This is a genomic window from Marinifilum breve (genome assembly GCF_003202155.1).
Lineage (GTDB): Bacteria > Bacteroidota > Bacteroidia > Bacteroidales > Marinifilaceae > Marinifilum > Marinifilum breve.
The window spans coordinates 1-22,629 of the sequence record NZ_QFLI01000008.1 but is presented as its reverse complement, the minus strand read 5'-3'; the positions used below and the strand labels follow the sequence as shown (position 1 = coordinate 22,629).

The window sequence follows — 22,629 nt, the reverse complement described above, 5'->3', positions numbered from 1 at the left end:
ATCAATTAAAAGAATGAAGGAAGTTCTTTACATAGCACCGGGTAATCAGAATTCGAAAGGGGGAATTGGTTTGTGTGTGAACAATTATTCGAAGCACATGTCAAACTTTAAGGTTTTGGTTACGCATCGGTTTCAATCCAAATTGATGAATACCTTGTGGTTCCCATTTTGTATTGTGGAGTTGTTGTGGATTCTGATTAAAGATCGGGATATTAAGATTCTTCACATTCATGGGGCATCAAAAGGTAGTTTTTACAGGAAGTACATTCTGTATGTCTTTGCAAGAGCCTTTTCCAATAAGAAAATCATTTACCACATACATGGAGGAGGTTTTCGGGATTTTTACCTAGGATCATCAAAGTTCATTCAGCGCAGAATTCGATATGTAATCAACTCGGCAGACCTGGTAATTTGCTTGTCGGAAAAATGGAAGCATTTTTATACCAGTGCTTTTAAGCCGAAACATATCAAAATCCTAAATAATATGATTCTTCCTCCACTGAATACGGAGAGAAAACCACCCGGCGATAAATTTAGATTGTTTTTCCTGGGATTGATTGGTGACAACAAAGGCATTTTCGACTTGATTAAAGTGATCGCTAAAAACAGGGAGCAATTTGAAGATAAACTGGAGCTTGTGATTGCCGGAAATGGTGAAGTGGATCGATTGACCAACACCATTTCGAAATGGAAGATGCAGAGTATCGTTCATTTTAAAGGTTGGGCCAACGAAGAAAAGAAAGAAGAATTGTTTCGATCATCGGATGCATTTATTCTGCCATCCTATAAAGAAGGTTTGCCTTTGTCGATACTGGAAGCCATGAGTTATGGATTGCCAATCATATCAAGTAAAGTGGGAGGGATTCCCGATCTCATTCACAAAGGGAGAAATGGAATACTTGTGGTTCCCGGTAATCAAAGAGCCATTAAAAATGCAATCGTTAAGTTGATGACCAATAAAGGTCTTTGCAAAAACTACTCACAAAATTCAACAAGAACAGTTGTTGATTTTTATCCAGATCGTGTATTAAAAACATTATTCTCAATCTACCATGAACTACAGGGGAATAAGGGATTACTTTTTGAGCAAAATTAAATTTGGTATTGGGTTCGAAAAGGAATTGAAAAGAATTAAGGAGCTATACTCAATTAGTGAATCCCAACTATCAGAATTAAAAAACAAAGAATTTGTAAAGCAATATCGAAACGCCTATCTAAACTCCAAGTTCTACAATGAGTTGTATCGAAAGCATGGATTAGGAGTTAACTCAGTAAGGTCGATTGATGACGCAGAGAAAATACCAATCATTACCAAAGATGATATTAGGCATCGTGTTGATGATTTGTTGACGACAAACCGTTTGTTTGTTTACAAGGCCTTCACAAGTGGAACAACAGGTTCGCCTTTGAAACTGTATAGAGATTACCAATCGGTATGTAAGGAGTATTCTTACGGATACTATTTCCAGAATATCCATGGATACAATCTTGGCGATAAGGTGATTTCAATAAAAGGAGATTTGGACAAAGATGAAATTTCGAGGTTCGATAAGGCCTTGAATACATTGCACCTATCGAGTTATAATCTGAACGAGAAGAACATCCTAAAGTATTATGAATTGATTAAGGAGTTTGAACCCAAAGTGGTTAAGGCTTATCCAAGTTCATTGCAGATTTTGTCGACGGAATTGTACAAGAAAGGATTGGATTTGCACATCCCGATTGCTTTTACTTCCTCTGAAGTATTACACGATTGGCAAAGAAGAATTATTGAAAGGATACTACATTCCAAAGTGATTGATTGGTATGGAAATTCGGAGCAAACCATTGCTTTGGGACAGGTAAAAGAAAACTTGTATCAAGATGTTCCCTTGTATGGGCACATTGAGGTAAAAGAGAATCACATCATCACCACGGGTTTCATCAACAAATCATTCCCATTGATTCGTTACCAGGTTGATGATATCATCAAGTTAAAGTGCGATGCGAGTTGCATTCGTTGCTGCACGGAACGAATAATAGGTCGCGACAACCAATATGTAAGATTAAAGAATGGACAGCAGATTGGCTTGTTGGATCATGCGTTTAATTTCAACAACATTAAAAATATTCTGGCTGCACAAATTGTACAGAAAGTGCCAGGTGAAATCGATTTGAATATTATACCTGATTACAATTTTACAAAGCAAAACAAAGCAGAATTGCTAAAGAATCTTACTCAGTTGGTAACAGAAGATTGTAAGATTCATTACAATGAGATAACAGAAGATCAGATCATAAAAACAAAGGCAGGAAAGTTTAATTTGATGGTTTCCTATTTGGATACCAAGGATAAGGATGCTGCGGCCAAGGAGATTTTGAAGGAGATAGATACAGCTTAAAAAGAATTATAAGCCACGAATTTCACAGGTTACACGAACAGATTCATATTTTGGTTTATGTGAATTGTTTGATGATTTATAATTCGTGAAAATTGTGGAATTCGTGGTTAGTTTATTGAAGATATGGCAGTACAGTTAATTAAAGATTTGATTGCCTATAAGATAAAATTTGGCAAAGCATTCGAGCGCGAATTGAGACGGATTATTGAACTGGATCAAATGTCTAAAGCTGAGATTTTAGAACTGAAAAGCGAGGAGTTCGTCAAGCAATATCGAAATGCTTATAGCAATACGGAGTTTTACAAACAATTCTACAAAAAGCATGGGTTAAACCTTCATTCGGTTAAGGATTTGAGTGATAAGAGCAAACTGCCCATTATTTCAAAGGTAGATGTTCGTAATCATGCAAAGTTGATGTTGGCTAAATCCAGATTGTGTGTATTTAAAGCTTATTCAAGTGGAACAACAGGTACACCATTACAGGTTTACAGAGACTTTTCATCTACGATAAAAGAGTATGCCTACGGTCACTTTTTCCAGCAAATGCATGGTTATCATTTGGGTGATCCGGTTGTATCCTTAAGAGGAACTTTAGACCGGAATACTTTTTCTTATTACGATAAGAGCAATAATGTATTGTATTTGTCATCCTATCACTTAAAGTCGGAAAGAATTGATGAATACTACAAGCTGATAAAAGATTTTAATCCTAAGGTAATTAAAGCCTATCCGAGTTCTATGCACATTCTGGCGACAGAATTGCACAAGAAAGATTTGAGTTTAGACATTCCGATTGCTTTTACATCATCGGAGGTTTTGCATGGATTCCAGAAAGATATTGTTGAGAAAACACTGAATACAAAAATATACGATTGGTATGGCAATGCTGAGCAAACAGTTGCATTGGGGCAGTTCGAAGATGAATTGTATCGGGAGTTTCCATTGTATTCCCATACCGAGTTCGAAGATGATCATTTGATTACCACAAGTTTTATCAACTCCGCTTTTCCGTTGATCCGTTATCGAGTAGATGATGTGGTGCAATTGGCGGAATGCAGCAATGGCATTTGCGTGATCAAGAAGATTGAAGGCAGAGATGATGATTACATTGTTTTAAAAGATGGTCAACGAATTGGTCGGCTTGATTTGGCCTTTAAGCAAGCCAGAAACTTGTTGGCAGCACAAATTGTTCAGGATGAACCTGGCATTATAAGGGTGAATCTGATACCGGATAAGAGATTTGATAAAAGTGATTTGGATGTAATAGAATTGAACTTGCGTGATTTGCTTGGCGATGAATGCATGATTCGTTTTGACAAGATAGAAACAGATCAGTTGATTAGAACAGCGAAGGGGAAATTTAATCTTGTGGTTTCTCAATTAAAGTAGAAGGCTAAGAATTGATCCGTTAAAGAATTTAGGTACAGCGTACCCTTATCTTCTACCATCAATACCAATGAAAAATTTTTCAGAGAAAATATTAGTTGTAGGTGCAGGACCTCAGGCCTTGTTTTTGGTGCGGGAGTTTAGTCGTTTGAATTACCATGTAATTTTGGTAGGCAGAAAAAACGAAATTGCCATGCATTCGAAGTATGGGGAGAAAAAAGCGATTCGTAGCGAGGAGCATTTGGTGTTGGAATTGAATTCATTGGCAAATACTTATCCTAAATTAAAAGCATATATCGCCAGTGGATTTTATTTGGCTTTTTTGATGAATCATTTTCCACGCTTCTTTCAGTTGTATCAGGTGATGCCAGGGCATAAAGTGTCGATAGAACAATTGATGACCAAAAGCAAAACTTACCAGCTGGCAAAAAATGTTGAGGTGTTGTTTCCCCAGACCCATATTTTAATGGATGTAGAAAATCAGAAACTGGTGAATCAACTCCATTATCCTCAGATCGTGAAATGGAACAAGGATATCTTTCTGTTTGAAAAGCCCAGATTTAAAACTCAATTGATTGAGAATGTTGCTGAAATGATTGAATTGCTTAAAATAGTAAGTGATCAGGAAAAGGCATCGCTCATTACTCAGGACTTTTTAGGTGCGGATTTAAAAAACAACTTTTCCTATGGTGCTTATGTGGACGAGGGAATTGTGAAGTTGGATATTTGTGTAAACGAGGTTCGTCATTTCCGATCGGGTGTTTCATCGGTAGTTGAGGAGTATGTTGGAAACTATGCCAAGGAAATCAAACAACAGGCAGAGGCAGTTCTGAATCAAACAAAGTTTACCGGCTTTTTAGATGTAGAGTTTAAAATTAAAGATGGACAATTGTATTTGCTTGAAGTGAACCCTCGACCATTTGGTTTCATTAAAATCATGAAGAAGAAATATCCTGAATTGATAGCTTATATAATGGGACATAAACTGGTAGCGTATAAAAATCCGAAACCAGTAAAATGGATTAATGTACTTCGAGACATGGTACTGATCCTAAAGAATCCAAGTGAAGCCATTCACATGCTAAAAGTTCTGTTCGACTTTAACAAGCGAACCTTCGATGTTTGGGATATTAATGATCCTTTGCCATTCTTTTATCAGATGAAGCGATAGTTAATGTGCAGTAATGGAAGGTATTGGGCTTGAAATAGTATCGGAATTTAATGTAAAAGATGGCTGTGTAAATGGGCAAAACAGGCATGTAAATGCATTTGGAGTAAATGTAAGTGTATCTGTAGTAGCATTAACAGGACTTGTTGGCAGGTGAAGAGCATCTGTAGTAGCATTAACAGGACATGTTGACAGATGAAGAGCATCTGGAGTAAGTGTAAGAGTACAAAATACATCTGTAAATGTATCTGGAGTAGATGTAAGGCAATGTAAATTAAATGTAAGTGTATTAAAATTATAATGAACTGGCTGTGTTGAAAGATGAAGATCACTTGGAATAGATGTAAAAGGACAGAAAGTTAGTGTTAGGAAGTAAAACAAGTATGAAAATGTATCTGGAATAGATGTAAGTGTAATTGTTAATCGAACTCAGGGTCTAATGAAGTTAATCTTATTCGAATTATTATTTGACAATTCCATTCATTAATTACATCAGCATTATACCCAATAAATAAGTCCACCTTTTTAGTTGAAGTAGTATAAGAATACTTAAGAATGATCTCACTTTGTTTGACATTAGACTATGAGTTGTTTGGATCGGGAAGAGGTAATGTGTTTACGCATATTATAGAACCTACCAATCGCTTACTTGCAATTTGTTCTAAGTATGGAATGAAACTCACCATATTCTTTGAGGTGGTAGAGTATTGGAAACTGAAGGAAGTATATGAAAGCGGTGAGTCGATGGGATACGAAAGAAATCCTGCCGAAGCCATGGCCAATCAGATTAAGAAAGCTCATCAGTTGGGGCATGATATTCAACTGCACCTTCATCCACAATGGATTGATGCACAATATCATAATGGAGAGTGGCAACTGAATATGGATTACTGGAGATTGCCAGAAGTTCCGGATCAGGCCAATGAGAAAATCAGTATGGGATTGAGCAAATTGATTCGCAAAGGCAAAGAGGAGTTGGAAAATATGCTACGGCCAATTAATCCATTATACAAATGCAATGTATTGCGGGCAGGAGGTTACAATATCGATCCATCGGAACGTTTGTTAAAAGCATTAAAAGAGAATGAATTTATAGCCGATAGTTCGGTTTATTATGGTGGAAAAGCTGAGAGTGAACTGTCGAAATACGACTATACCCTTGTAAAGAAGGAAATTCCTTATTGGTTTACCAATGGCTCTTTGTTAGCAGCCAGCAAGAATGAAAAGGAGTTTGTGGAATTGCCTGTTTTTGCAAAAAAAATCAGAAGAATTTCGAAATACGATTTGGTGAGGATTCGATCAGCTTTAAAGAACAAGGCGAATTCTATTGAAAAGTTTAAGAACAACAGTACTAAGAAAACGAAATGGGAAATCCTCCAATTTTTAATGGATAAAGAAGCCGTTACATGGGATTTTTGCCTGTTCTCGAAATCGAAAATGCGGAAGTTCCTTAATGCAGCCATCAAGATCAAGGAGAGTTCCAATACATCCTTTCATCCTTTTGTATTGGTGGGACATCCGAAAGATTTCTACTACTCCGATGCTATTGAGTTTTTGGCAATGAAAGCATCAGGAGGGAAGTTAAAGTTCTTCACGATTAGTGAAGCAATTGTTCAAATTAAAGAAACACACACGAATAAATGATAGCACAAAGTCTCGAAAAACTTCGAGTTTATATAGAAGACCAAGAATACAAAGGTTGGGATCCTTATGATGGATTAAACTCCAAACTTTTCCAGTCGATTCCTTTTTTGAACAAAAGTCGATTGATGAGATTGATATGGATTCAGGCCTTTAAAAGAAATCCAATGAATTTCCGGGATCTTGCAGGGATTAAGAAAGCTTATAATCCTAAAGGTCTTGGTTTATTTCTTAGTGGTTATTGTAAGCTTTATCAGCTTGATCGCACACAGGAGGTAAGATCCCGGATCCTTTTTTTAAGTCAGAAGATATTGGAATTGCAATCGACAGGATGGTCGGGAGCTTGTTGGGGATACAACTTCGATTGGCAAGCCAGGGCATTTTTTCAACCCAAAGGAACACCTTCGGTTGTGGTTACATCATATGTTACCAACGCTTTGTTGGATGCCTACGAAATATTGGGCGATAAAGAATTGTTGGAAACAGCCATTAGCGCGAAAGATTTTATTTTGAACGATTTGCATCGCACCTACGATGGAAATGGTGATTTTTGTTTTTCCTATTCACCACTAGATGAAACAAGAGTGTTTAACGCTTCATTACTGGGAAGTAAAACTTTAGCTCGAATTTATTCCATTACCAAAGGTGAGGTGTTGGCTGAGGAAGCGAAAAAGTCAGTTCAGTTTAGTATTAATTATCAGCATGCAGATGGATCGTGGGCGTATGGAACTTTACCTTATCATCAGTGGATTGATAATTTCCATACTGGATTTAACCTGGAGGCTTTGGCCGATTACCAGAAATATACAGAGGATGAATCCTTCCATGAGAATATAGAAAAAGGACTGGAATATTACCTGAATCATTTCTTTACCGAAGAGGGGATTCCTAAATACTTTAACAATTCAACTTACCCTGTAGATATACATTGTCCGGCACAATTGCCAATCACCTTAAGTAAGCTTGGTGCTTTTCAATTGCAGGAGGAATTGGTAGATCGGGTATTGAATTGGACCATATCAAACCTGCAAAGTCCTGAAGGATATTTCTATTTCAGAGCTGGGAAAAACTTTAAAACCAAGATACCATACATTCGATGGGCTCAGGCCTGGATGTTTTTGGCTTTATCAACCTATTTATTAGAAACCTTAAAAACACCGGATTATGAGAAAACGAGTTACAATAATGAATTCGCCGGTTGATGTTTTAACAATGCGCGAAACCATTGATATTATCGATGATTCGATTCGCGAAAAAAAATCAATTCAACACATTGTGGTTAATGCAGCCAAGCTGGTTAATATGCAAGAGGATGAGGAGTTGTATCAGTCGGTAGTTGATAGTGATATTATTAATGCTGATGGAATGGCAGTGGTATGGGCTGCGAGTTTATTGGGTAAACCATTGCCCGAGCGTGTTGCAGGCGTTGATTTAATGCAAGAGCTGGTAATTCTTGCTTCTGAGAAAAAGTATAAGATTTTCTTTTTTGGCGGAAAAGAAGAGGTAGTTTCTGAGGTAGTTAGAAAATATACATCGGTATTTGGAAAGGAAATCATAGCAGGATATCGCAATGGATACTTTAAGAAAGATCAGGAAGCCAATATCGCTGCTCAAATTGCAGAATCGAAAGCTGATATTTTGTTTGTAGCCATTAGTTCACCAACCAAAGAGATTTTTTTAAACACCTACAAAGACAGGTTGAAAGTACCCTTCATTATGGGTGTTGGAGGATCGTTTGATGTAGTTGCAGGAAAAGTTAAAAGAGCACCCGTTTGGATGCAAAAAACAGGATTGGAATGGTTCTATAGATTCTTACAAGAACCCGGAAGAATGTGGAAGCGATACCTGGTGACCAATTCGCTATTTATTTACTATGTACTGAGGGAGAGATTTTCAGTGGACAGTGAACAGTGAACAGTAAACAGTTATCAGTTATCAGTTATCAGTTATCAGTTATCAGTGGCGCGATTAAAATGCATCTGCTAAAGTCCCCCATTCAGGGGGGATATAGGGGGGTGTTTTTAAAGCGTAAAACAATATAAAACAACCATAAATAAATTCACTTTAAAACCTTAAACAACCAAACATGATTAAAGGACGAGAAAAAACACTGGCAAGGATAAGCACCATAGTTCAGGTTGCTTTGTCCTTAGGCTGCTATTGGTTTGTTGCCTGGGCAACGAACAATTATTTGCGGCCAGTTGAAATTGCTGCTCACGATACCAATATTGTATATTTAATGATTATTGCAATATGGTACACTCTTATTAAGGAATTCAATTTAGGGAAAATGTTAAGGGTAAAAACCTACTCCGAATTGTTTGCCGAATATTTTGCAATGGTATTCATCAGTTCAGGCTTGTTGTATTTGGGAAGCTTGTTTTTAACCGATACTGTTCCTGTATTAATATTGGCTTTGTTTGCCTGTTTGAATATGACAGTTTTGTTCAACTTTAGAATGTTGAGCTATACCATTTTCAAGAAAATTAGAGGAAAAGGATACAATACACGCAATGTATTGATTGTAGCCGATGATGATTCTTACCTGCACTTTATTGATAGAATGCTTTTTATTCGCGATTGGGGATATCGTGTTTGGGCGATCATGTCGGATGGAAAGATCATTAAAAACAAATACGATTCGCATGTAAGAGTAATGCATGAGCATTTTCAATTGAATGAGATTATTGATGCCAATGTAGTGGATGAGGTAATTTACTGTAAGGGAAAATTTAATAATGATGAAGTGCGAGCATTAATCTATGCTTGTTCGGAAGTTGGAGTAACCTTTAGAGTATATTCCGAGTTATTGAGTGTGGTTAGTATGCGTTCTCATTTGACTTATTTTAAGGAACTTCCATTTTTGACCTTTGCAAACAACACCAAAAACTACTTCGCTTTAAAAGTGAAGGAAATTCTCGATTTTGTATTCTCATTCTTCATTGTCATATTGATTTCTCCTGTGTTACTAAGCATAGCCATTGCCATTAAAATTGAGGATGGCGGTTCGATATTTTTCAAACAAGAAAGGGTTGGCTTAAACGGACGATTGTTTAAATGTTTAAAGTTTAGGACGATGGTCGAGAATGCAGAAGCTCTTCGAGTAAAACTGGAAAATATGAATGAGCAATCAGGACCAGTCTTTAAGATTAAAAACGATCCTAGGGTTACTCGAGTGGGAAGGTTCCTGCGCAAAACATCACTGGATGAACTTCCACAATTCTTTAATGTTCTTAAGGGCGAGATGTCGATTGTGGGTCCTCGTCCTCCAATCCCATCTGAAGTTCAGCAGTATCAACGCTGGCAAAGACGCCGATTGAGTATGAAGCCAGGAATTACCTGTATCTGGCAAGTTTCAGGAAGAAACAACATTCCATTTGATGAGTGGATGAGGTTAGATATGATGTACATCGATACCTGGTCGTTAAAGCTAGACTTAATGCTTTTCCTTAGCACCATTAAAGTGGTTCTAACTGGGGATGGACAGTAGGCAGTTATCAGTTATCAGTTATCAGTTATCAGTTATCAGTTATCAGTTAGCAGTGATCAGTAAACAGTAAACAGTTGAAAAAATGCAGCTTCCAAAGTCCCCTTTGAAGGGGGATTCAGGGGGATGTAATTCTATAGAAATATTATCAGTCACCAGAGAGAACCAAATACGATCTCCTGTTATAAAATTTAATCTCTCAAATCTTTTTGTAAGGATTCTTTCTTACAAGTATGATCAGGTACAACCTGATTCATAATTCATTACCGATAACTATCGGACCTAAAGAATTAAATAAAAACCAAGACCATGAATAAAAAATTAATTACCCTAATGAGCCTTGTTATAGTAATGGGTCTCATTTCCTGTCGATCGAATCAAGATCTTGTTTATCTACAAGATGTTGATGCTGAAGTTTTGGCTCCTGAATATGTAACAAAGGTGCCTGAATACAAGATCAAAACCAACGATAATCTATTCGTTAGTATAAAGTCGATGAATCCAGAGATTAGTCAGCTTTACAATCCTGCCCAGGCCATAGGGGGGCAGCAAGGAACACAAAACCTTTATAGCCAATTGCCTGATCAGTATTTGAATGGATACCAGGTAGATTCAAATGGGAACATATCCTTGCCGATAATTGGAAGCATAGGGGTTGCAGGATTAACGCAAAGAGAAGCTCAGGCAAAAGTTCAGGAACACGCCGATGAGTATCTGAAAGATGCGAGTGTAAAAGTGAAGCTATTGAATTTTAGGGTGACTGTTATGGGAGAAGTAACTACTCCTGGAGTTTATTACAATTATAACAGTAGCTTAAGTATTCTGGAAGCACTAAGTATGGCAAATGGAATTACCGATCACGCCAGGATAAACCGAGTATTGGTAATTAGAACCAACAATCAGGAAAGTAAAACTTACCGATTGGATTTATCGAGTAAGAACTTCCTAAAGTCGGAAGCCTTTTTTATTCAGCCTAACGACGTAATTTACGTTGAACCTCATAAGATTAAGAATACCGATATGAACTCTAATGTATACAGTTTGTTGCTTTCAACAGTATCAACAGCTGTACTGATTACCAGTTTAATAATTTCCAATTAAGATAGAATTGTGATGAAACGAGCCATGAGAAAAATTTCTCATACAGAGGAATAACAAGATTGGCAAGTTCTTCCCGATAGTTATCGGGATAACAATTGAAAAGTAAATTCAAGACATATGAAATACGTAGATGAAGTAGTGGACTATTTCGACAAGAAGGATGGTCCTGACGTTAAAGATTTCCTCTACAGAATTTTATCTAAGTGGAAGATATTTGTAATCTGTGGAGTAATGGGGATTTGTATTGCCTATTTGGTGAGCAAATATTCAACCCCTGTTTATATGATGCGAAGTAGCTTATTGGTGCATGTAGATCCTGATGAGACAAGTGGAAAACAAATGTTCGAAGGATATCAACTGCGAGATAAGGCAAATATTCAAAATCATGTGGAAATCTTAAAATCCTTTACCATAAACCGCAAAGCAATGGAGAACCTGGGGTGGACTCAATCCTGGTACAAGAAAACATGGTTTATAGACAAAGGATTGTATAGAAATGAGCCTTTTGAAGTTATTCAACACGAAGGCACAAACCTTACTGACATTCCTGTTTTTATTGAACAGGTTGATGGACATACCTATAAAATAAGAGTTGATGGCGAAGCTGAATACAAAGGTGATGAGGTAAAGGTGAAGTTTGAAAAGGAAGGTTTTTTTAATCAAGCTTTTAAGAACAAGTTCTTTCATTTTACGATCAAGCCTAAGAAAAAGAAAGTAGATCAGGATGCGAATCATTACTTTGTGTTTAATGATTTGGATAAGCTTACGCTGAAATATATGGAGAGTATGGTAATTACGGTTGCCGAGAAGAAAGCCGAATTGATTCATCTGAGAATAGATGATTCAGAACCTGCTCGTGGCGTTGATTTCTTAAACGAACTGAATTGGGTGTACCTTCAGTTCAGGTTAATCGAGAAAAATAAAAAGTCAGAAAATACAGTTCGATTTATTGATTCACGATTGGAAGGAATTGTGGATTCCTTGCAATTGGCTGGTCAGAGTTTTACCAATTTCCGTTCCAGAAACAGGATTGTAGACCTTGGACAAGAAGCGGGAGTAGTAGTGGCTAAAATGGAGGAGTTGGAAACTCAACTTTCTCAAGCACAGATTTCGTTGGAGTATTATAAAAATTTACTTCGAAATCTGGGCGATGCCAATCAGATGAAGCAAGTTGTTGCACCAACAACAGCAGGAGTTAGTGATCCTTCTTTGACTGCATTAGTAACCAAACTTACCGATTTGTATGGTAAACGAGAGGCTTTGTCCTACAGTGTACAGCCCAAAAACCCTAGTATGGTGATTCTGAATAATGAAATCGATATGATTCGCCAAAGTTTGGATGAAAACCTAAAATCTTTGGTTGCCAATTCTCAAATCGAGGTTGCTAGTCTAAGCGAACGCATGTCAAAAGTGAGAGATCAGTTGGCTAGAATGCCTAAAAATGAGCAGAAATTTAATAATATGAAGCGCAACTTCGATTTGAACAATGAGTTGTATACATTCTTGCTCAAGAAGAGAGCTGAAGCTGCTATTGCAAAGGCTTCAAATGTTTCTGATGCTCAAATTATTGATCCTGCACGATTGGCCACAATCATAAAGATTAAACCAAAACTTGCCATAAACCTGTTAATTGGGATGTTTTTAGGTTTAGGATTTCCCTTTTTGATTATTATCATGCAAGAGTTTTTCAATGATAATATCCAAAGTAGGGAGGAGTTGGTGAAGAAAACCCATTTACCGCTTTTGGGAACCATTGCTCATAATCGTTATCCAAATAATCTGCCTGTTTTCCATCAGCCACGATCGGCAATTTCAGAGTCATTCAGGTCGCTTCGAACCAACTTGAACTATGTTCTTCCCGATCAGCCAACAAAAATAATTGGGGTTCATTCAACCATTCCTTCGGAAGGTAAATCATTTGCTACTGTCAATCTGGCCAGTATTGTTGCCATGAACAACAAGAAAGTTCTTTTGATAGGAGCAGATATGAGGAAGCCTAAAGTGGAGAAAATGTTCGATTTAGAGAATAAGGTTGGTTTAAGTACATACCTAATTCGATACAATAAATGGCAAGAAGTGGTGCAAAATACACACATTAAGAATTTGTATTGCGTGACTTCAGGCCCTGTTCCTCCTAACCCTGCAGAGTTACTTGAAAATGGACGTTTGGAGATGTTTTTGAATGCAGTAAAAGGGAAGTTTGATTATGTGTTTATCGACAATGCTCCAATATCAATGGTAACTGATGGTTTTATTACTGGAAAGTTAGCAGATGCCAACCTGTTTGTGCTTCGACAAGGTTTTAGTCATAAAGAGCAAATCAATTTTGTGAATCAAATCGCAGAAAGAGGAACTTTGGATAATGTATCCTTGATTCTAAATGATGTAACATCAAATGGAGCATATGGGAACTATACCAATGGAGAAGGATATTATTATGAGGAACCATCGCCTGGAATTGTTCGCAAGCTTTGGGAAAAGGTGAGTAATAATTAAAAATAAACTAAGGTTCGAAATTTTTCGAACCTTTTTCTTTTGCATAATCTTAGAAAGCTAAGATTAATTCTATAAATTTAAAGGGAGTATTATTCCCTTAATAAGAAATTCATGATTATTGCTGTTGATTTTGATGGAACCATAGTGCAACATAAATACCCTCAAATAGGAGCTGAAATTCCTTTTGCAGTTGAAAGTTTACTTGAATTGCAAAAAGAAGGACACCAGCTTATTCTATGGACCTACCGAACAGGTGCTTTATTGTACGAAGCTGTGGATTACTGCGAAAGCAAAGGTTTGGTATTTTATGCTGTTAATAAGAACTATCCAGAAGAGGAGTTTGATGAAAGTGTAAGCCGTAAAATTTATGCCGATTTGTACATCGACGATAGAAATATTGGGGGCATTCCTGATTGGGGAAATATCTATAAGATGATTTCTACAAAAGAAGAGGTATACCCAACAGAGAAAAAGTCAGGTAGTTCCTTTACTCGATTTCTTGATAACTTATTTGGAGAATAAAAGTCAAATAGTCAAAAGGTAAAAAAGTGAAATAGTCGATCCTCGACTTATCTCGATAGTTTTCAAATGACAGATATTTTTTGCTGATGGTTGTAAGCTGTCTGCTGAAGACTATAATTTATCTTGAAACTTGAATCTTAATCTTCTTTTTCTTTACTCTTTCGTTCTTCAATTGATTAGCAAGCTTTTTACCAAGACCTCTCTTTACAGCTACGTAAGAAGTATGGTCCAATACATCAATTTTTCCAAGTTCATCTTTTTGTAAGTTTCCTTTTTTAAAGAAGAAGCCAACCAAATCTACCTTATTGATTTTCTCTTTCTTTCCTAAACCAATATAAAGGGTTTCCCAAATGGGAGCGTTGGGGATTTGTACTTCACTTTTAAGAGAGAAATAGGGAATATCATCAGATATAAATTCAGGGACTTTTTCTTCTTCGGCCAATACAATAAAGGAATTTCCTTTCGCATGCATTCTGGCCGTTCTACCATTTCTGTGAATAAATGCTTCCTCAACTTTTGGCAATTGGTAATGAATCACATTTTGAATTTCAGGGATGTCCAAACCTCTTGATGCCAAATCAGTAGTAATTAACAAGTGATTGCTACCATTTCTGAATTTGATCAAAGCACGTTCCCTGTCAGCTTGCTCCAATCCTCCATGAAATATATCGCAACTGATATTTTGTTCCTTTAGCAAATCAGCAATTCGTTCAACCGCATCTCTGTGATTGCAAAAAACCAAGCCAGGTTGATCTCCAACTGTGCATATGAGTCTATACAATGCATCTAGCTTGTCTTTATCGTTGGCCATTACTTTTCTTTGAGTTAAAGCAATTGTTTTTTGCTTTGGCAGAAAGTTTATTTCCTTAGGTGAATTCATTCGCGCAAACTCAGGAATTTCAATTCCTTGGGTAGCTGATGTAAGCACCTTCTTTACATTTCGAGGTAATGATTTAATAACTTCAGTCATTTCTTTTTGGAATCCCAATTCAAGGGCCTTATCGAACTCATCAAGAATCAGGAACTTAATTCCTGATGTGTCAAAATTCTCTCTGCGAATGTGATCGGCAACTCTACCCGGAGTTCCTATTAAAACTGAAGGAGGATTTTGCAAATTATTCTTTTCAATTCGCATAGAATGACCACCATAACAGCAATTCACTTTATAGGAAGTTCCCATATCCTTAAAAACTGATTCAATCTGCAAAGACAATTCTCTAGCAGGAGAAAGAACAAGCGCCTGAACTCCATCTTGTTCGGGATTTAAATCTTTCAACATTGGCAAAAGAAATGCTAGTGTTTTTCCGGAACCCGTAGGCGATAATAGAATTAAATCATTCGATTTTACCCACGATTTTGCACAAACATTTTGCATCTCATTCAATTCCTGAATGCCCAGCTTCTTTAAAATATCTTCAGTCTTTATTTGCATGCCGCAAAGGTAATAACAATTGGCAGTTAACAATGATCAATGAGTATTTATCAGTTGGTTGTTTAGCAAAGTTGAAGTTCTGTTATTTTAATTTTCAAGACTCTTCGACTGTTTAACTTTGATTGTAATAATTAAATCAGTTTAAATTAACCTATATAAAACATTACCTGAAAATGTTTTTTGTAAATTAGTATTAACGAAACTACAATCTAATAATCATGGAAATATATAAAGAAGGAATGTACAGAATTGAGGTGATTAATCTTGCAGGTGATGTTGTATATTTGAGTTTTGACTCGTTAAAACGATTTTGTGAAGAATCCTTGCCAGAAAACTTACCTGAAGATGCATATACAGTAAGGATAACTGGTAATGATGATTATTTATATGAGAAGCTATTGGTAGCTGAAGAGTGTTAGGCTGCGATACAATCAAATTTTTTTACCAATGGGAAATGTGTTAGGTTTGCGTTACAGATTATCGCTTACCTTAACATCATGACCAATAAATCATCACTTTTAAGTTCATATAAAAAGCAAAGGCAATTAAGAGAATTGAAGGCAATTTTGCCTGAGTTATTTGAAGGAGGAGTACTTGATATTCAAAAGTTGAAAGCTTTTGTTGGTGAAGATGCCTTTATTGATCATACAAACTATGAGCTTTCATGGTACGATAAAAAACTAGCTCTTGATTCTGCTAAAGCAAATTGTGATGCAGAGCTTGTTTTTGTAAAAGAGAAATCGATTTTACCTAAAAACTCCGAGAACCGATTTATTGAAGGAGATAACTTGGATGCTCTTAAACTTCTAAGGAAGGATTATCAAGAGAAAATTAAATTGATTTATATCGATCCGCCTTACAATACGGGTAAGAACTTTGCTTTTAGTGATAATTACCATTTGGCAGAAGATGATTATCTTGAATATCTGAATCAATTTAATATTGGTAGGGTTGATGAACTTACCCAACACAAAATTGAAAGTGGAGAAATTCATACTCAATGGCTGAATATGATTTTCCCTAGATTGATACTTACAAAAGACCTTTTAACCGATGATGGGGCTGTAGTAATATCGATTGATGAATCGGAGAAAAACAATTTACAGTTGATTTGTAATGAGGTGTATGGGGAAGAGAATTTTGTAGGTTGTTTTATCTGGGAGAACCGAAGTATTAGTAATGATTCGGCCAACTTGTTCTCAACAATTCATGAGTACATTCTTGTTTATGCCAAGGATAAATCAAAGCTAAAGTTTAAAGGAGAAGAAAAGGATTTCTCGAATTATTCTAATCCTGATCATGATGAAAATGGAGATTGGATTCCAGATAATCCGACTGCAGCTAGTGGCAATGAGAATGCAAGATTTCCAATCGTGAATCCCAATACACAGGAAGAATATTTGCCACCCAATGGCAGGTATTGGGCTTTTTCAAAGGCAAGAGTAGAAGAGTGGACGAAATCAGGAAAAATGGTATTTCCAAAAGAAAAAGGGAAGCGATTTTTACTGAAGAAATATCGCAATGAATTGAGAAGTGAGAAAAAACCACTCTCTTCAATCATTACAGATATTCCAGGATTAAGGGGGACAAAGGAGTTGAAAGACTTGTATCCTGAAGAAATACCATTTAAACATCCAAAACCTACGGACTTGCTAATATTTCTTTTCGATCAGTTAATGGATAAGGAAGATATTGTACTGGATATTTTTGCCGGTTCGGCTTCTACGGCTCATGCCATTTACAAAATGAACTTTTCACCGGATTCAAATCGAAGGTTTATCTGTATTCAAAAGAATGAAAAGCTTGCTGTGAATTCTGCTGGTTACAAATTGGGATTTTCTTTTATTAGTGATATTGCTATCGACCGAATTGAAAGAGCAGGAAAATTGCAGTCTGTTAATAATTCTGGGGTTAATTATTTTAAAATTGAGTATTCGGAGTAAATATTACTGGAATAAGGAATCAATATCCGCAATTTCGACTAATTCTTAAGCTGCAATTTGGGACATTCAGTTTTATTTACTTAATAGGTGAGCTAGGGCTTGAATTTAAGGTCAAGTTTTTTTACTTTGTGTGAGGCTTTTTTACAGAAATGGATTGATTAAATCTGTAGGAAAGAACAGTTTAGATTTTCAACAAAAACAACAAACACATACATCATCATGGCTAAAATGAAAGCTCTTGTAAAATCCAAGCCAGAAAAAGGTCTTTGGATGGAAGAAGTAGATATTCCTGAAGTAGGAGTAAACGACATTCTTGTAAAGATTAAGAAAACTGCAATTTGTGGTACCGATTTACACATTTATAAGTGGGATGAATGGTCGCAAAATACCATCAAACCAGGAATGATTATAGGTCACGAATATGTTGGTGAAGTAGCTCAAATTGGAGCTGGTGTAACTGGTTTCGAAATTGGCGATCGTGTAACAGGTGAAGGTCACATTGCTTGTGGTCACTGTCGTAACTGTAGAAGAGGTCGTAAGCATGTTTGTGAAAATACAGTAGGCATTGGTGTAAACATCGATGGTATTTTTGCTGAGTATGCTGCTATTCCAGCATCGAACTTGATGAAAATGAGCGACAAAATTCCTGATGAGATGCTAGCCATTATGGATCCATTCGGAAATGCTACTCACACAGCTCTTTCATTCCCTTTGATTGGTGAAGATGTATTGGTAACTGGTGCTGGCTTAATTGGTAGCATGTGTGTTGCAGTAGCAAAATTTGCAGGTGCACGATATGTTGTTGCTACGGAAACCAATCCTTTCAGAATTGAGTTGGCAAAGAAAATGGGTGCCGATCGTGTAATCAATCCAATGGAAGAAAGTTTAGATGATGTAATCAAGGAACTAGGTATGATTGGTTTCGATATAGGTTTGGAATGTTCAGGTGCTCCAGCTGCTTTTAATGATATGGTTGGTCACATGTACAATTCAGGTAAGATTTCATTATTGGGAATTCTACCATCACAAACTACTGTAAACTGGACTGATATTATTTTTAAGAGTCTTCAGTTGAAAGGAATCTATGGTCGTGAAATGTACGAAACTTGGTACCAAATGGAACAAATGCTAATGAGTGGTTTGGATCTATCACCAATGATTACACACCGCTTTAAAGCTGATGAATTCCAGAAAGGTTTTGAAATCATGGAAAAAGGAGATTGCGGAAAAGTAATTCTTGATTGGGAATAGAATAAGTATTACCATTAAATGATATAGAGAAGCTCGGTTTTATACCGGGCTTTTTTTGTTTTATAAGTGGAATGGTCGAATAGTCCAAGAGTCGAACTCTGCTTCTTAGTTTGCTCTTGCTTCCTTTAACTTAAAACTGTCAACTGATTGTAGAAAGCACGCTGCTGTATGTTAAATTCTTTTTCTTTCAACAAAAAATAATCAACATTCATTCACCCTAAATTAGAATTGAGCGTCATATTATTGTAAGTGCTGTAAAAGCATGCAAAATCAAATAATAATTTATAAACACCTAACCTACTTAAATAACAAAATAATGAAGAAGATAGGGTATTTATTGATTGCAAGTTTATTCATGTTTGCTTGTAACCAAGAGTCTTTAAAAATTAAGGGGGAAATTGAAGGTCTTCAGAATGGATCTTTAGTTGTAAAAATGAAAACCAATAAAAAAGTTGGTGAAAAATGTATTGATACCATCCAGGTTGTAGATGGCGAGTTTGAGTTCCGATCAAATGAAATTAAACCGCCTGTACGATTCACAATGTATGCAAATGAAAATTGTGAGTTCGATATATGGGTAAGCAAATACGGAAGCTTTACAGTTGCTGGTGATATATCAAAAATTAAAGAGCCTGCAGTTTATAAAGATGATTTGGCATCGGAATATCACGCTTACTGCAACCGATTGGATTCAGCTTATATTATTCCTGTGAAAGAGAAAATGGCATGGGTAAAACAAAAGAATGAAGAAATTGAAAATGGTGGAAAGTTATCACAGGATGATGAATTTACCATGTTCGATTACAAGAAAGATATCAAAAAGGCACAATCTCGTCGTAGAATGTCAATTGTGAAAACGGTTCGTGCAAATCCAAATTCACCTATCGTGATGGCGATTGTTCAAAAGGAATATAACTCATTCAACAAACGCCACAAGGCGGAAATGAAAAAAATCTTCAGAAGAAGATTTAGTGATACAGCATTATATTGGCAGTTATGTCCATAAAAGTAATTAGTAGAAATAGATAAATTAAGTTTTAGTTTCATGTTTATTTCCTTTTGAGGAGAGAATACATGAGGTTAGTTAGTTGGTGATAAAAGAGTAGTCGTAGTTGGTTCGACTGCTCTTTTTTTGTTTATGTCAGAAAAAGACATAAAGTGTTGAAAAATCAAAAAAGTCAAATGGTCAATGGTCTTGAGTTTAGTATTGAGTTTGCAGAAAACAAAAAAAATTACAAGCTTTGGAGCATCCATTCAAACATGAGAACCACCGATAAGTACATATGCGAATTGTTATCTACTGATAACAAGCAGGGAATGAATCTACTTTTTAAAAAGTATTTTGAATCCTTAGTGATTTGGGCTGATACTTTTTTAAACGATATGGATCAATCTCAAGACTTGGTGCAGGAACTTTTTGTGGGTATTTGGAGAAAAAAAACTTACCGAAATTGGAATCCAGATAAATTGCCCTCCTATTTGCATGTTGCTGTTAAGAATTCATGTTACAATAAGCTTGAAAAAATAGATGTACTTAAAGACACAACTGGGATTGATAGTTTCGATAAAATCTACGATGAATTTGAATCGAACAAAGAAGAAATTGTAGTCAAAATTCTGGAGGAAGTTGAGAGATTACCAGAAAGAGGGAGAGAAGTTGTCAAGTGTATTTACTTGAGGGGTATGAAATATCAGGAAACTGCTGATGAGTTAAATATTTCACTTCAAACTGTAAAAACCCATTTGGTGCGTTCTCTTAAAACATTAAGAACCAGTTCTGATAAGTTGGGAGATTTTTTTCTTTTTTACTTTTTTTCAAAAAAATAGATATTCTTGTCAACCGTTTTTCATTTTTTCCTGTACTTGTAGTGAAAGTGCACTTAATTTATAGGAATACAAATGAATGTTACCGACCAAAAATACCAGGAAATTGTAGATTACATTTCAGGAGATCTCATTCTTGAAGAAAGTAAATCTGTGGAAGCATGGATTAATTCTTCGGATGAGAACCAAAAGATCTATGAGAAGATTCTTAAAAAATCTTTGTTTGTGCGTTGGAGTTTAAAATCTAATCAAATCGACACCAATAAAGAATTGAGGAAATTTGAGAATCGCCTTAGTTCTCGTATTCGTTATATTACCTGGTTTGCAGCAGCAGCCAGTATCGCAATTATTCTAGGCTTTTCGATTCCATACTTATGGAATCAGTATCATGAAAATCAGGAATTGATTTCAGCAAATCAAATTATTTTACCAGGAAAGAAAGGGGCTCAGTTGATTTTATCTACTGGAAAGAGAGTTGATATTGAAGATCAGACTAAGCAGATCAAAGAAAAGGATGGTTCTTTTATTCATTTGGATACAGAAACGGGTTTGGAGTATTCTAAGAGTGATTCAACTTCAGACAGGTTAATTTACAATACACTAAAAACTGCTAGAGGAAATGAGTTTAGCATGCAATTGGCCGATGGAACCAGGGTTTGGCTGAATGCTGATTCAGAGTTGCGCTATCCAGTGCAGTTTACAGGTAAAAATCGAAAAGTGTACTTAAAAGGAGAAGCTTATTTCGATGTGGTTCATGATAAAGACAAAGCTTTTATTGTGAATTCTTACGATCAGGAGGTAAAGGTGTATGGAACAGAGTTTTGTGTCAATGCCTACAGTCAGGAAGAGATCAAAACTGTTTTGGTAGAAGGTTCAGTTGGTGTAAGAGCTAGTCCTAAAAGTGCTGAAGAAAAACTGAAGCCAGGAGAATTGAGCTTGGCAGACATGCAATTGGGAACAATCGAAATTCAAAAAGTAAATGTTCGACCATACATTGCCTGGAAGGATGGCGATTTTGTTTTTGAGAACGAATCACTGGAAAATATCATGTTGCGTTTGGAACGCTGGTACAACGTGAAGGTGTTTTACATGAATGAAAAATGCAAGGATTTCCGGTTTTCGGGTGATATGGAAAGATATGCTGATGTGAGTAGTTTGTTGTACTTTATACAGGAAACCTCAAATGTGAAATTTGAAATTAACAAAAATACTATTGTAGTAATGGCTAAATAATTAATTCTAAATAAAAAACGGAAAGATTTGCAGATCCTTCCGTTTCGAAATCAATTATCGAATAGATACTTGGCGGTTTCTATTCAAATTTTAACTCATTTCATTACAAAATTATGAAAAAAAACAATTTGTTTGCACATTTCCATCAAAGGAAATGGCTTAAAATCCTCGTGGAAATGAAAATAACTATTCTATTAGTACTATTAATTTCATTTGGAGCCTCTGCAAGTATTTATTCTCAAAACCAAAGAGTAAGTATGCAGTTTGAAGATGCTACCATATTAGAAGTACTAAATGAAATTAAAACTCAAACTGGTTTACGTTTTATCTTTAACGAAGATAAAATTGAAGGATTGCAAGCCATTGATTTAGATGTAGGAAATATTACTGTTGAGGAAGTTTTGAGTGAGGTCTTTGAAGAAACAGATTTGGAATGTAAATTTCAAGATGATGTGATCATGATTGTGGAAAGAGCTCCAGAACCTGTGATTCAAGATCAACAGCAGCAAAAAGAAATAAAAGGAACCGTAATCGATGATAAGGGCTTGCCTCTTCCTGGAGTTTCTGTAGTTATAAAGGGTTCAAATACAGGTGTATCTACTGATTTTGATGGAAATTTTTTATTAGAACTGCCAGATGGAGAGATTACTCTGGTGTTTTCTTTTATTGGAATGGAGCCTCAAGAGGTTCTTGTGACCAACCAGACTCATTTAAATATTACATTAACCGTTTCGTCAGAGCAATTGGCTGAGGTTGTGGTAACA

At 36.1% G+C, this 22,629-nt stretch carries 20 protein-coding genes; 19 read left to right on the top strand and 1 reads right to left on the bottom strand.

Annotation, left to right across the window (positions count from 1 at the left end):
- The first annotated feature begins 13 nt into the window (after positions 1-13).
- The 12 genes from DF185_RS16435 to DF185_RS16385 all read left to right on the top strand — a co-directional run bounded on the left by DF185_RS16435 (position 14) and on the right by DF185_RS16385 (position 14,182).
- Entirely contained in the window at positions 14-1,096 is a 1,083-nt protein-coding gene (locus DF185_RS16435; protein ID WP_110361856.1) for a glycosyltransferase family 4 protein, read from the top strand.
- Positions 1,083-2,381: a phenylacetate--CoA ligase family protein gene (locus tag DF185_RS16430; RefSeq protein ID WP_133250066.1), complete on the top strand. Its 1,299-nt coding sequence runs from the start codon at positions 1,083-1,085 to the stop codon at positions 2,379-2,381. Before DF185_RS16435 ends, DF185_RS16430 begins: the two co-directional genes overlap by 14 nt.
- Positions 2,382-2,504: 123 nt before the next feature.
- Positions 2,505-3,770 carry a phenylacetate--CoA ligase family protein gene (locus DF185_RS16425; protein WP_110361854.1) on the top strand — a complete coding sequence of 422 codons (1,266 nt, stop codon included), beginning with the start codon at positions 2,505-2,507 and terminating at the stop codon, positions 3,768-3,770.
- A 67-nt stretch (positions 3,771-3,837) separates the two neighbouring features.
- The gene (locus tag DF185_RS16420; protein WP_110361853.1) at positions 3,838-4,938 is read left to right on the top strand and encodes a hypothetical protein; all 1,101 of its coding nucleotides are present in this window, start codon (positions 3,838-3,840) and stop codon (positions 4,936-4,938) included.
- Between the two features lie 13 nt (positions 4,939-4,951).
- Positions 4,952-5,092, top strand: a complete 141-nt coding sequence (locus DF185_RS23630; RefSeq protein ID WP_165836053.1) for a hypothetical protein — start codon at positions 4,952-4,954, stop codon at positions 5,090-5,092.
- A 398-nt stretch (positions 5,093-5,490) separates the two neighbouring features.
- Positions 5,491-6,579 (top strand): polysaccharide deacetylase family protein, encoded by a 1,089-nt coding sequence (locus tag DF185_RS16415; protein ID WP_110361852.1) that lies wholly within the window; start codon positions 5,491-5,493, stop codon positions 6,577-6,579.
- Complete coding sequence (locus DF185_RS16410) at positions 6,576-7,778, top strand: delta-aminolevulinic acid dehydratase (RefSeq protein WP_110361851.1); 1,203 nt, start codon at positions 6,576-6,578, stop codon at positions 7,776-7,778. The genes DF185_RS16415 and DF185_RS16410 overlap by 4 nt, the downstream gene beginning before the upstream one ends.
- Entirely contained in the window at positions 7,741-8,490 is a 750-nt protein-coding gene (locus DF185_RS16405; protein ID WP_110361850.1) for a WecB/TagA/CpsF family glycosyltransferase, read from the top strand. Before DF185_RS16410 ends, DF185_RS16405 begins: the two co-directional genes overlap by 38 nt.
- A 172-nt stretch (positions 8,491-8,662) precedes the next feature.
- Complete coding sequence (locus DF185_RS16400) at positions 8,663-10,066, top strand: sugar transferase (protein WP_110361849.1); 1,404 nt, start codon at positions 8,663-8,665, stop codon at positions 10,064-10,066.
- 306 nt (positions 10,067-10,372) lie between these two features.
- Positions 10,373-11,164 (top strand): polysaccharide biosynthesis/export family protein, encoded by a 792-nt coding sequence (locus DF185_RS16395; RefSeq protein WP_110361848.1) that lies wholly within the window; start codon positions 10,373-10,375, stop codon positions 11,162-11,164.
- A gap of 117 nt (positions 11,165-11,281) precedes the next feature.
- Entirely contained in the window at positions 11,282-13,660 is a 2,379-nt protein-coding gene (locus DF185_RS16390) for a GumC family protein (RefSeq protein ID WP_110361847.1), read from the top strand.
- A 111-nt stretch (positions 13,661-13,771) separates the two neighbouring features.
- Positions 13,772-14,182, top strand: coding sequence for a BT0820 family HAD-type phosphatase (locus DF185_RS16385; RefSeq protein ID WP_110361846.1), 411 nt, complete (start codon positions 13,772-13,774; stop codon positions 14,180-14,182).
- 118 nt (positions 14,183-14,300) lie between these two features.
- On the opposite strand, the gene DF185_RS16380 is transcribed toward DF185_RS16385, so the two are convergent.
- Positions 14,301-15,614 (bottom strand): DEAD/DEAH box helicase, encoded by a 1,314-nt coding sequence (locus DF185_RS16380; protein WP_110361845.1) that lies wholly within the window; start codon positions 15,612-15,614, stop codon positions 14,301-14,303.
- A 218-nt stretch (positions 15,615-15,832) separates the two neighbouring features.
- On the opposite strand from DF185_RS16380, the gene DF185_RS16375 reads away from it, so the two are divergent.
- The 7 genes from DF185_RS16375 to DF185_RS16345 all read left to right on the top strand — a co-directional run.
- Positions 15,833-16,033 (top strand): hypothetical protein, encoded by a 201-nt coding sequence (locus tag DF185_RS16375; RefSeq protein WP_110361844.1) that lies wholly within the window; start codon positions 15,833-15,835, stop codon positions 16,031-16,033.
- A gap of 78 nt (positions 16,034-16,111) precedes the next feature.
- Positions 16,112-17,557, top strand: a complete 1,446-nt coding sequence (locus tag DF185_RS16370) for a site-specific DNA-methyltransferase (RefSeq protein WP_110361843.1) — start codon at positions 16,112-16,114, stop codon at positions 17,555-17,557.
- A gap of 219 nt (positions 17,558-17,776) precedes the next feature.
- The gene (gene tdh, locus DF185_RS16365) at positions 17,777-18,808 is read left to right on the top strand and encodes an L-threonine 3-dehydrogenase (RefSeq protein WP_243421785.1); all 1,032 of its coding nucleotides are present in this window, start codon (positions 17,777-17,779) and stop codon (positions 18,806-18,808) included.
- A 316-nt stretch (positions 18,809-19,124) separates the two neighbouring features.
- Positions 19,125-19,814 (top strand): DUF4369 domain-containing protein, encoded by a 690-nt coding sequence (locus DF185_RS16360; protein ID WP_165836052.1) that lies wholly within the window; start codon positions 19,125-19,127, stop codon positions 19,812-19,814.
- Between the two features lie 155 nt (positions 19,815-19,969).
- Positions 19,970-20,635 (top strand): RNA polymerase sigma factor, encoded by a 666-nt coding sequence (locus DF185_RS16355; protein WP_133250065.1) that lies wholly within the window; start codon positions 19,970-19,972, stop codon positions 20,633-20,635.
- A 72-nt stretch (positions 20,636-20,707) separates the two neighbouring features.
- Positions 20,708-21,865, top strand: coding sequence for a FecR family protein (locus DF185_RS16350; protein WP_110361840.1), 1,158 nt, complete (start codon positions 20,708-20,710; stop codon positions 21,863-21,865).
- Positions 21,866-22,041: 176 nt separating this feature from the next.
- On the top strand, positions 22,042-22,629 hold a 588-nt coding region (locus tag DF185_RS16345), incomplete at its 3' end, for an STN domain-containing protein (protein WP_207784679.1).